At 70.5% G+C, this 11,101-nt stretch carries 11 protein-coding genes; 4 read left to right on the top strand and 7 right to left on the bottom strand.

Annotated features, from left to right (window positions below):
- The 5 genes from QH270_RS03030 to QH270_RS03010 all read right to left on the bottom strand — a co-directional run.
- On the bottom strand, positions 1-1,127 hold a 1,127-nt coding region (locus QH270_RS03030; protein WP_280338785.1), incomplete at its 3' end, for a serine hydrolase domain-containing protein.
- Positions 1,128-1,190: 63 nt separating this feature from the next.
- The gene (locus QH270_RS03025; protein WP_280338784.1) at positions 1,191-1,709 is read right to left on the bottom strand and encodes a hypothetical protein; all 519 of its coding nucleotides are present in this window, start codon (positions 1,707-1,709) and stop codon (positions 1,191-1,193) included.
- Between the two features lie 166 nt (positions 1,710-1,875).
- The gene (locus QH270_RS03020) at positions 1,876-2,499 is read right to left on the bottom strand and encodes a DUF305 domain-containing protein (protein ID WP_280338783.1); all 624 of its coding nucleotides are present in this window, start codon (positions 2,497-2,499) and stop codon (positions 1,876-1,878) included.
- 76 nt (positions 2,500-2,575) lie between these two features.
- On the bottom strand, positions 2,576-3,292 hold the full coding sequence (locus tag QH270_RS03015; protein WP_280338782.1) for a hypothetical protein: 717 nt from the start codon (positions 3,290-3,292) through the stop codon (positions 2,576-2,578).
- 60 nt (positions 3,293-3,352) lie between these two features.
- Positions 3,353-3,931, bottom strand: coding sequence for an AMIN-like domain-containing (lipo)protein (locus tag QH270_RS03010; protein WP_280338781.1), 579 nt, complete (start codon positions 3,929-3,931; stop codon positions 3,353-3,355).
- 401 nt (positions 3,932-4,332) lie between these two features.
- Between QH270_RS03010 and QH270_RS03005 the strand changes: the two genes are divergently transcribed.
- The 3 genes from QH270_RS03005 to QH270_RS02995 all read left to right on the top strand — a co-directional run bounded on the left by QH270_RS03005 (position 4,333) and on the right by QH270_RS02995 (position 7,227).
- A complete protein-coding gene (locus tag QH270_RS03005) occupies positions 4,333-5,481 on the top strand; it encodes a class I SAM-dependent methyltransferase (protein WP_280338780.1) in 1,149 nt (382 codons plus the stop codon).
- Between the two features lie 136 nt (positions 5,482-5,617).
- Positions 5,618-6,475, top strand: coding sequence for a Bax inhibitor-1/YccA family protein (locus QH270_RS03000; protein ID WP_280338779.1), 858 nt, complete (start codon positions 5,618-5,620; stop codon positions 6,473-6,475).
- A 95-nt stretch (positions 6,476-6,570) separates the two neighbouring features.
- Positions 6,571-7,227: an SDR family oxidoreductase gene (locus QH270_RS02995; protein WP_280338778.1), complete on the top strand. Its 657-nt coding sequence runs from the start codon at positions 6,571-6,573 to the stop codon at positions 7,225-7,227.
- A gap of 65 nt (positions 7,228-7,292) precedes the next feature.
- Here QH270_RS02995 and QH270_RS02990 read toward each other — a convergent pair whose 3' ends face one another.
- A complete protein-coding gene (locus QH270_RS02990) occupies positions 7,293-8,513 on the bottom strand; it encodes an acetyl-CoA C-acetyltransferase (RefSeq protein ID WP_280338777.1) in 1,221 nt (406 codons plus the stop codon).
- Positions 8,514-8,571: 58 nt separating this feature from the next.
- Positions 8,572-9,441 carry an SGNH/GDSL hydrolase family protein gene (locus QH270_RS02985; protein WP_280338776.1) on the bottom strand — a complete coding sequence of 290 codons (870 nt, stop codon included), beginning with the start codon at positions 9,439-9,441 and terminating at the stop codon, positions 8,572-8,574.
- 136 nt (positions 9,442-9,577) lie between these two features.
- Here QH270_RS02985 and QH270_RS02980 point away from each other — a divergent pair, with 136 nt between their 5' ends.
- Complete coding sequence (locus QH270_RS02980; RefSeq protein WP_280338775.1) at positions 9,578-10,960, top strand: cystathionine beta-synthase; 1,383 nt, start codon at positions 9,578-9,580, stop codon at positions 10,958-10,960.
- The last annotated feature ends 141 nt before the right edge of the window (positions 10,961-11,101 follow it).

The following is an 11,101-nucleotide window of genomic DNA, read 5'->3' as shown; positions in this document are numbered from 1 at the left end:
GGCCGCTCCTGGTCCGGGCGGGGAGCGGGCACCTGCGTATCGACACCGGCCGAGCCGTGCGGGCGCATCTGGTTGTGGGTGTCGGGGGCGCCGCCGGGCGCCGCGCCCCCGGTCCAGTTCACCATGAGGCCGAGGCTCGGCACGATGTAGCTGTCGTTGCGCAGCATGCCCGAGATCTTCACCGCGTCATAGGGCAGACCGGGGAACTCGAGCCGGCAGGGTTCGCCGTTGATCACGAACAGGAAGCCGTAACAGGGCATGCTCGCCGAGGGTGAAAGGGCCGCGCGCATGTAGTCGTCCGAGATCACCTGCAGGTCGTTCCACCTGCCTCGATTGCCTACCAGCAGGCCGATTTTCGCGAAGTCGTCCGGCGGCAGGATGAGATGTGCGTGGCCGTAGGTGTTTCCGGCGCGGTCGCGCGCCCAGAAATAGTCGCTGCGCGCGATCCCCAAGGGGTCGAACAGCTTTCGCTGAGCGTAGGCCTGGAAGTCCTCGCCGACGGCCTGCTGGATCACGTAGACCAGCAGGTCGACGGCGCGCTGGCTGTAGCGGAACATGGTGCCCTGCGGTCGTTCGATCGGCATGGCCAGCGCCTGGGCGACGACATTGGGATCCAGCGCGGCCAGCCCGGTCGCGCCCTCGGCGGCGACCGCCACCTCCATCCCGGACGACTCGGTGAGCAGATTGCGCACGGTGATCGCCCGGTGCGCCTCGTCACCCAGACCCGCGGGTAGGTAGGCGCCGATCGGTTCGTCGACGCGCAGGCGGCCGTCGTCCACCGCGAGGCCGGCGACGAGCGCGACCACGCTCTTGGTGCCGCTCCACAGATTCCAGGCCACGCCACCGGATTCGGCATTGCGCGGGCCGACGCCGACGAGGCAGTTGTTGCGATAGATCTGGATGTTGAAGCGGGTCGCGTTCGTCGCCAGCTGCATCGCCGCGCTCAGCCGGTCGGGGTCGAGCGCGGCTTCGGCGGGCGTCGCCGACTGGGGAGTGCGCCCGGAGCTGACCTCACACTGCTTGGCGGTGACCGGTTCGGCCAGCGCCGGGCCGGGCAGCAGAGCGCCCGACGAGAGCGTCAGTGCGGTGATCGCCGCTGCCACAAGGTATTTCAAATAGCCGTGCACGTCGCCCTCCAGAAAGAGTTTCCGGGAGGGAATCGTGAACGGTCACGTTCTTGTTACGGCGGGTCAGTTGCCGTAGGGCTCGCAGACGCCGATCGCGGTGTCCTTGGCCGCGTTGAACGTGTCGATCACGCCGTTGAGTTCGTCGGTGGGCGCGCGGCGCTCGAGGGTGTCGGCGAGGGTGTTGGTGTTGTCGCGGTAGGCGCGCAACGGTTCCGAGAGCGCGGGGACCACGTCGTTGGTGAGCTTGCGGGCGAAGTCCTTGGCGTTGTTGCGCAAGGTCGTCACCGCCTCGTTCGCCTTGGTGTCGGTGTCGGGGGCCCGGTTGTTGCTGGCCTCGATGTAGGCGTTGAACGAGGCGACCGAGCTCTTGTTGGCCGCGCGCAGGCCGTCGCAGGCGTCGTCGTTGGCCTTCTGCACCCGCGCCGCTGAGGACGCGGCCACCTCGGAGGTATAGGACGCGAGGTCGGACTGGTTGGCCTGGGCGTCGCCGGGTACCTGCTTGGTGCAGGCGCCGATCAGGACCATGCCGGTGGCCGCGGCCGCGAGTGCGGTGGCGACCCCCACTCGTTCCCGTTGTCTCATGTCTGTCTCCTCCCTCACCGACAGCCGACGCCGGTTTGCGCCCGAAGCCGAACATATCGACCGTACTGGCTGCGCGCCGGTGACGTCAGCTCGCGGCGGCGATTTCGATGATCAACCGAGACGTCCGGGGGCGGCGCCGGAACCGTGGTCCCGGCGCCGCACGCGATCAGTTCTGGCCGAGCATGCCGCGCATCGTGCCGATCTCGGCCTCCTGGGCGGCCACGATGGCCGTCGCGAGCTGCTTGGACTCCGGGTTGACGCCGCCGGCGAGCTCGGTGTTCGCCATGTCGACCGCGCCCTCGTGGTGCTCGATCATCATCTCCAGCCACTGCCGGTCGAACTCGGCGCCGGTGGCGGCCTCGAGCGCCGACATCTGCTCGGCGCTCATCATGCCGGGCATGCCGTGGCCCTCGTGTCCGCCGCCCGTGGTCGGCGCGGGCTTGCCGAAGCTGGTCAGCAGGGCGGTGATCTGCTGCATCTCCGGCGCCTGGGCCTGCTCGACCTGCGCGGCGAGCGCGATGAGCTGCTGGTTCTGGGTGCGGCTCGGCACCATCTTCGCCATCTCGACGGCCTGCGCGTGATGCGGGTACATCATCTGCAGGAAGGTCACGTCGGCGTCGTTGAAGTCGGTGCGGACGCCGGCCGTCGCGCTGGTCGGGCTCGCGGCCGCCGTGGTGGAGGAGTGGTGGGCGGCCGAGTCGGAGTTGTCGTCGCTACAGCCCGCGGCGAGCAGCAACGAGCTCGCGGCGGCGAGGGCGACGACGGTGGCACGGGTACGGGTGATGAACATGGTGATCCTCCTGGGGATGCTGGGGTGAGGTGACGAGAGCAGGCCGCCGCCGGGGGTCCGGTCGGCGGCTGACCTGTCAGATCCGCAGGATCGCCAGTTGCGCGAGGGAGAGCACCGTCCACGGTGGCGGACGTTCGCGCCTGCCGCGCCATGGGCGCGCGGCCGCGGCGACGATCGCGGCGAGGTCATCGGTGAGGCGGTACAGCAGGACGAGTGCCATGGCGGCGGCGAGCGCGACCAGCACGAAGACGCACGAATGCACGGCCGCGTGTTCGCCGCACCCCGCCGTGCCGCATTCCGGACCCGCGTGCGGGTCCTCGGCGGGAGCGGTTGTGCTCGGGAGGGCTACCGGCAGCACGCCGGCGGCGGTCAGCGCGGTGGGCTCCGCCGATCTCGGTGCGGCGGCGGGTTCGCTCACGGCGGTGCCGGTGCTGTCGGCGGAGTGTTCCAGCCGGGTGGCAGTCATGTCGGCGACGTGCTCCGGCTGGATGGCGTTCGTGCGCGTCGGCTCGGTGTCGGTCCGCGCGGACGCGGTCTGGGGCGCCGATTCGGAATGCGGCTGGTGCTCGCCGGTGGCCGTCGACTCGATCACGGGCAGCGGCCCGGACTGGGCTGTGCCCGTGGCCGTCTCCGTGACTGGTGTTGGTCCCGTGGCGTGATCCGCATGGGCGCTCGCCGCGTGGGCGGTGCCGAAGACCGCGGAGTGCATGGCGACGATTCCGGCCATCAGCACCAGCACCGTGAGCGCCCGGGCGATGCCCGAGGCGCGGAGGTGGTGCGGCCGGTTGGTCACGGCGACCAGTCTAACCAGCGCGATCACGGCGGTCGCAATACCCTCACGCCGTACGGGTAGTCACCCGTTGGCGATGTCGACGACCAGGCGGGTGGGGTTGGACAGCGTGCTGACGGCGAACGCGGGCTCGGCGGCGGTGACGCCGATGAAAGACTGCGTGCTGCCCTCGTAGACCAGCGCCTTGTACACGCCCGTGATGCCGGGCACGCTCGGGTCGGTCACCGGGTCGGGGCCCGCGTACGGCGGAACGGTCGAGTCGAAGGGGTACGCGGAGCCGAGGATGCGCACCTCGAGGATCGAGTTGCCGTCCACCTCGACCGGCTTGCCGCTGCCGTCCTGGACGGCGCTGCCGGTGTACTCGACCTGCCAGCCGGGGGTTCCGGTGCCGCCGAGGGTGAAGACCACCCGGTCGAACCCTTCATGGTGGCCGAGTCGGATATCGGTGACGGTGAGCGCCGCACCGGCCGACGCGTCGCCGGACTTGGGCGTGTTGTCGCGTGGCGCCGCGCCGGTGGCATCGGTGAAGGTGCTGGTGGTGCTGGTCGGCGGCGGGGTGGCGGCGGGCGCGCCGTCGGAGCCGCAGCCGGACAGCGTCAACGCGGCGATGGCGACGAGGCCGAACACTAGAGCGTTACGCATGTGACTGATGGTACTCAGCGGGCCCGCTCGGGAGGCGGAAGGAGCGCGGGGTGTGTTCGGGCTACGGTGAGTTTGCTGGCGCTCGGGCCGGCGGCCGGACCCGTGGATTCGGCGCCGGCGTGGCCGGAGGGGGCCGCTGATAGGCGCGTCGCGCGCGATGTGACCCGGGTCGCCGCGCGTCGGGGAAGCGTCGGGGCCGGTGACTCGTCAGCCGAAGCGCTGGGAAACAACGGGATTGGCGTGATCAGCGGATTCGGGTTCATCTGCAAGGGTGTCGCAAATCGATGGAAGCTGTTCGTGCCCATCGGAATACATGCCACGACTACCCACTGTGAGCAAGGCCACCGCCCGATCGCAGGGCCGGATGTGACGGTGGGGCAACGATCTAGCACACTTGTCGCGTGGACAGAGTCGAGGACGTACTCACCCGGCTGCGCCGGTACCCGGACGTGGAGGCGCCGAACCTCTATGCCGTCGACGCGGCCGACCGATTACTCCTCGATACCGCGGTCGACGCGCTGACGGCGGCGGGTAGCGGTGAGGTTGCGGTGATCGGCGATGCGTACGGCGCGCTGACCCTCGGCGCGGCCACCCGCCACGATCTCACCGGCCTGCGCGTGCACCAGGACCTGCTCACCGGCGAACTCGCGCTGGCTGGCAACGCCAAGAACCTCGGGCTCACCGATCGCTACACCGCGCACGGCCTCGACGCCGGGTTGCTGGCTGGTGCGCGGGTGGTGCTGATGCGGCTACCCCGAATGCTGTCCGGCCTGGCCGAGACGGCCGAGGCCATCGCGCGCTACGCCGCGCCGGACGTCGTGGTGTTCGCCGGTGGCCGCGACAAATACCTCACCCCGGCCATGAACGAGGTGCTCGCCGAGTCCTTCGCCAGCGTGCGCGCGGGGCGCGGCAGGCAGAAGTCGCGGGTGCTGGTCGTCGGCGAGCCGCTGCCGGTGGGCGAGTCGCGATTCCCGGTGGCCGAACGGATCGACGAGATCGACGGCGACGTGCTGGCCTACGGCGCCGCGTTCTCCGGCCCGCGACTCGATATCGGCACCCGCTTCCTGCTCGAACACCTGGACCGGATGAAGCCCGACGCCCGCGAGGCCATCGACCTCGGCTGCGGCACCGGCATCCTCGCGGTGGCGCTGGCCAAGTCACGCCCGCGCATCCGCGTCGTCGGCACCGATCAGTCCGCCGCCGCGGTCGCCTCCGCCAGGGCCACCGCGGCCGCCAACGGCGTGGCGGATCGGGTGACCGTGGTGCGCGATGACGCGATGTCTTCGGCCGCGGACAACAGTGCCGACCTGGTGCTGTGCAATCCGCCCTTCCACGTCGGCGCCGCCGTGCACACCGGTTCGGCGATCAAGATGTTCGCCGAGACCGGCCGGGTGCTGCGGCCCGGCGGCGAACTGTGGACGGTGTACAACTCGCACCTGAACTATCGCGGCGTCGTCGAGCGGATGGTCGGGCGCACCGATGTGATCGGGCGGAACCAGAAGTTCACGGTCACGCGGTCCGTTCGTGGTCTGCGCGACGTACAACGATAGGGACCGCCGAACGCGGTAGAGTCCGATTTGTCCGACCGGGCACGGCTCCCGAAGACGGGAACTTTGTCCGATCACGGCACGTTGAACAGGGCAGTTGGAGCTGTACAGCGACTATTCACTCCAAGAAAGGCGCACGGTGCGTACCTCATCGAATCCGGTGTTCAAGAACTTACCTCGCCAGGAGGGTGTCGGCGGTTACGCGAACTTCGGTTCGGGCGTCGCCGGCGCCGGGCAGCTGGGCAACCAGCAGTACGGCGAATACGGGCAGCAGTACGGCCAGCAGTTCCAGCAGGCCCCTGCGACCCGCGCGATGACCATCGACGACGTGGTCACCAAGACCGGCATCACCCTCGCGGTGCTGACCGTCACGGCGATCGTCTCGTTCGCGCTGTCCTCGGCGAACCCCTCGCTGGCCCCGCTGTTCGTCATCGGCGGCGGCCTGATCGGCCTGGTGCTGGTCCTGGTGGCGAGCTTCGGCAACAAGATGGACAACCCGGCCATCGTCCTGTCCTACGCGGCGTTCGAGGGCCTGTTCCTCGGCGCGCTGTCGCTGATGTTCACCGACGTCACCTTCGGCGGTGTCGGCGGTAGCGCCCTGATCGGGCAGGCGGTGCTCGGCACGTTCGGCGTGTTCTTCGGCATGCTCGTCGTCTACAAGACCGGCGCCATCCGGGTCACCCCGCGCTTCACCCGCATGCTGCTCGGCGCCATGGTCGGCGTGCTGGTCCTGATGGTCGGCAACCTGATCGCGAGCTTCTTCACCGACGGCGGTTTCGGCCTGCGCGACGGTGGCGTCCTGGCGATCGTGTTCAGCCTGGTCTGCATCGCGATCGCCGCGTTCAGCTTCCTGCTGGACTTCGACGCCGCCGACCAGCTGATCCGCGCCCAGGCCCCGGAGAAGGCCGCCTGGGGCGTCGCCCTCGGCCTGACCGTCACCCTGGTCTGGCTCTACGTCGAGATCCTGCGCCTGCTGAGCTACTTCCAGCGCGACTGAGTCGACTCTTCACGGCGGCCCCGAGTCTCGTACTCGGGGCCGCCGTGCTGTGCGCTCGGACCCGCTACCTGCGCCGGGTTGGATAGCCTGAAACGGTGCCTACCCCAGTTCACCTCGCCATCGGCGCCGGCCCGGGACTCGGGGCCGGTGTCGCACGTCGATTCGCCCGCGAGGGCTACCACGCCGTCCTGACGGCCCGGACCGCCGACGACGCCGCAGGCCTGGCCGAATCACTCGCCGTCGACGGCCTTTCCGCCGAGGGCGCGCCCCTCGACCTGACCGACGCCGAGGACATCGCGCGGGTGGTCGCCGGCGTGGGCGAGCGCCACGGCCGGATCGACGTGCTGCACTTCAACCCCAGCGCGTGGCGGGAGAAGGATCCGTTGCACCTCACCGCCGCCGAGTTGCTCGACGACGTCATGCTCGGGGTCGGCGCGTTGTTACCCGCGGTCCAAGCCGCGCGTCCGTTCTTCGCGAGCGGGGCCCGCGTTCTCGTCACCGGCAGTGCCGCCGCCGACAAGCCCTGGCACGGCGCCGCCTCCCTCGGCGTTCAGAAGGCCGGGGTTCGCAATCTCGTCACCAGTCTCGACGCGACCCTCGCCCCCGCGGGAATCCGCGCGGTCGCCGTGCAGATCAACGGTCTGCTGGCCGCGACCGGCCCGTTCTCGCCGCAGCCGATCGCCGAGGCCATGTGGGCCGCGGTGACCAGGCCCGAGCCGGACTGGACACCGCACGTGTCCTACGACGGCTGAGCGTTCCCCGACACGGAACCGGCGGCCCACCAGAGGGTGGACCGCCGGCTCAGGGGGAGCGTGACTCAGCTCAGGCGCTCGATGACCAGCGCCATGCCCTGGCCGCCGCCGACGCACATGGTCTCCACGCCGAACTGCTTGTCGTAGGTCTGCAGGTTGTTCAGCAGGGTCGCGGTGATGCGGGCACCGGTCATGCCGAACGGGTGGCCCAGCGCGATCGCGCCGCCGGAGACGTTGAGCTTGTCCTCGTCGATCTTCAGCTCGCGGGCCGAGCCGAGCACCTGCACGGCGAAGGCCTCGTTGATCTCGAACAGGTCGATGTCGGAGACCGACTTGCCCGCGATGGCCAGCGCCCGGGTGACGGCCTCGACCGGGCCGAGGCCCATGATCTCCGGCGACAGGCCGGACACGCCGGTGGAGACGATGCGGGCCAGCGGGGTCAGGCCCAGCTCCTTGGCCTTGGTGTCGCTCATGATGACCAGGGCGGCCGCGCCGTCGTTGAGCGGGCAGCAGTTACCGGCGGTGACGGTGCCGTCGGGACGGAAGACCGGCTTCAGCTGGCTGACCGCCTCGTAGGTGACGCCGGCGCGCGGGCCGTCGTCCTTGCTGACGACGGTGCCGTCGGGCAGGGTCACCGGGGTGATCTCCCGCTCGAAGAAGCCGTTCTTGATGGCCTCCTCGGCGCGGTTCTGCGAGCGCACGCCCCAGTGGTCCTGGTCCTCGCGGGAGATGCCGGTCAGGGTGGCGACGTTCTCGGCGGTCTGGCCCATCGGGATGTAGACGTCGGGCAGCAGGCCGTCCTCGCGCGGGTCGTGCCACTGGCCCTTGCCGCCCTCGGCGGTCTCCTTGGTGCGGGCCTCGGCCTGCGCGAACTCGGGGTTCTTGGTGTCGGGCCAGCTGTCGGCCGAACCCTTGGCGTAGCGCGAGACGGTCTCCACACCGGCGGAGATGAACACGTCGCCCTCGCCGGCCTTGATCGCGTGGAAGGCCATCCGGGTGGTCTGCAGCGAGGACGCACAGTAGCGCTGCACGGTGGTGCCGGGCACGGTGTCCAGGCCCAGCTGCACGGCGACGTTGCGGGCCATGCCGAAGCCGCCCTCACCCGCCGGGGAGCCGGTGCCGAGCATGATGTCGTTGATCGTGCTCGCGTCGAGCGCGGGGACCTTGGCCAGCGCCGCGCGCACCATCTGTGCGGTCAGGTCGTCCGGACGCATACCCGCGAGGGACCCCTTCACGGCACGGCCGATGGGAGAGCGGGCAACGGAGACGATTACGGCCTCGGGCATGAGGACTCCTTTTCGGATGGTTCAGTGAACGGCGTTCACAAGCCGGTCTTTCTGGAATCTACGTCTCGCCGTGCGCGACGGGAAGACCAGGGCGGGTCTGCACCGCTTCGACGAGGACGGGCAGCAGCTGAGCCGCCGCCAATTCGTACCCCGCCGCGGACGGATGGAATCCGTCGGTCGCGAAGAGGATCTCGGGGGCGGCGCGGAACTCCGAGGCGACCAACGGCGAGCCCATCGCCACCGGGATACCGCCGGCGATGGTGGTCGCCACGGTCTGCGCCTTGGCCAGGCGCACGCTCCAGTTCGCGACCACCGTCCGCAGCGGCTGCGGAATGGCGGTGACGGTGCCCAGGTTCGGACAGGTCCCGACGACGACGAGCGCGTCGGCCTCGCGCAGCCGCGAGACGGCGGCGGCGAGCCTGCGTGCCGAGGCGCGGATGGAGTGCTTCTTGGTGATGTCGTTCCCGCCGACCAGGATCACCGCGGCGTCCGGCGGCGGCCCGGCGACGAACATCGCGTCGACCTGCCCGGCCAGGCCCTTGGAGGTGGCGCCGGAGATCGCCTTGGTGCTGAGCCGGATCCGCAGGCCGGTGGCATCGGCGAGGCCCCTGGCCACCCGCACGCCCGGCACATCGGACGCGCTCAGGCAGCCGAGCCCGGCGGCGGTGGAGTCGCCGAAGATCATCAGATGCAGGTCGCTCGGCACGCCCTTGCGCCACGGTTCGGGGATCTGCGCGCCCGGCGCGTACACGCCGTCGGCCTCCGGCGGTTTCGAGGTGTCGCGTCCGATGACGGCTCTGGCCGCCCCGGCCTGCGTCATCAGTAATCGATACGTGGCCCACGAGACGGTGCCGGCACCCGATCCGGCGAGCACGGTGGTGGCGCCGGTGACCACGGCGGTTCGCCAGCTGATTCGAGGTGCGCTCACATCCGAAAATTCTACGACGCGAATCGGCACGACAGCAGGCACCGGACCGGTGAGCGGGCAGTCGGCGGCGGTGCCACTGCTCACAGGATCCGACCAGGTCGTGCCGACGAGCTACGCCTCTGCAACGATGGACCCTATGCGCATCGCGGATCATGTCGTCGACCTCATCGGCAACACGCCCCTGGTTCGGCTGAACTCGGTGGTCGGCCCGAACGCGGGCCTGGTCGCCGCGAAGATCGAATACCTCAACCCGGGCGGTAGCTCCAAGGACCGCATCGCGGTCAAGATGATCGACGCCGCCGAGGAGGAGGGCCTGCTCAAGCCGGGCGGCACCATCGTCGAGCCGACCTCGGGGAACACCGGTGTCGGCCTCGCGCTGGTGGCCCAGCAGCGCGGCTACAAGTGCGTGTTCGTCTGCCCGGACAAGGTCAGCGAGGACAAGCGCAACGTGCTGCGTGCCTACGGCGCCGAGGTCGTGGTGTGCCCGACCGCCGTGCCGCCGGAGCACCCGGACAGCTACTACAACGTCTCCGATCGCCTGGTCCGCGAGATCGAGGGCGCGTGGAAGCCGAACCAGTACGCCAACCCCGGCGGCCCGGACAGCCACTACGAGACCACCGGTCCCGAGATCTGGGCCGACACCGAGGGCAAGATCACCCACTTCGTCGCCGGTGTCGGCACCGGCGGCACCATCACCGGCACCGGCCGCTACCTCAAGGAGGTCTCGGGCGGGAAGGTGAAGATCGTCGGCGCCGATCCGGAGGGCTCGGTGTACTCCGGCGGCACCGGTCGCCCGTACCTGGTCGAGGGTGTCGGCGAGGACTTCTGGCCCTCCGCCTACGACCCGAGCGTTCCCGACGAGATCATCGCCGTCTCCGACGCCGACTCCTTCGAGATGACCCGGCGGCTGGCCCGCGAGGAGGGCCTGCTGGTCGGCGGCTCCTGCGGCATGGCCGTGGTCGCCGCGATCGAGGTGGCCCGGCGCGATCCCGACGCCGTGGTCGTGGTGCTGCTGCCCGACGGTGGCCGCGGCTACCTGTCGAAGATCTTCAACGACAAGTGGATGAGTTCCTACGGCTTCCTCACCACCCCGCTCGAGGCCGGGCCGGAGCCGCTGGTCGGTGACGTGCTGCGCGGCAAGTCCGGCGCCCTGCCCGACCTGGTGCACACCCACCCGTCGGAGACCCTGCGCGACGCCATCGAGATCCTGCGCGAGTACGGCGTCTCGCAGATGCCGGTCGTCGGCGCCGAGCCGCCGGTGATGGCGGGCGAGGTGGCGGGCAGCGTCACCGAGCGCGATCTGCTCTCGGCCGTGTTCGAGGGCCGCGCCCAGCTCACCGACTCGGTGGCCCAGCACATGAGTCCGTCGTTCCCGCTGATCGGTTCCGGCGAGCCCCTCTCGACGGCCACCAAGGCACTCTCGGACTCCGACGCCCTGATGGTCGTCGAAGACGGCAAGCCCGTCGGCGTCATCACCCGCCACGACCTCCTCGGCTTCCTCAGCACCGGCTCGATCTGAGGTGTCCCCGGGGGGGGGGGCCGGCGGGGGGCGCCCGCGCGCCCCGCCCCCGCCCCCCCCGCGCCGGCGGGGCGCCCCCCCAGGGCGGGGGGCGGGGGGGGGCCCCCGGGGGGGCGGGGGGGCGGCCGCGCCCCCGGGGGG

Origin of the sequence: Nocardia neocaledoniensis, assembly GCF_029868625.1 — a bacterium.
In the GTDB taxonomy this organism is placed as follows: Bacteria; Actinomycetota; Actinomycetes; order Mycobacteriales; family Mycobacteriaceae; genus Nocardia; species Nocardia neocaledoniensis_A.
This window is presented reverse-complemented; position numbering and strand designations above follow the sequence as displayed.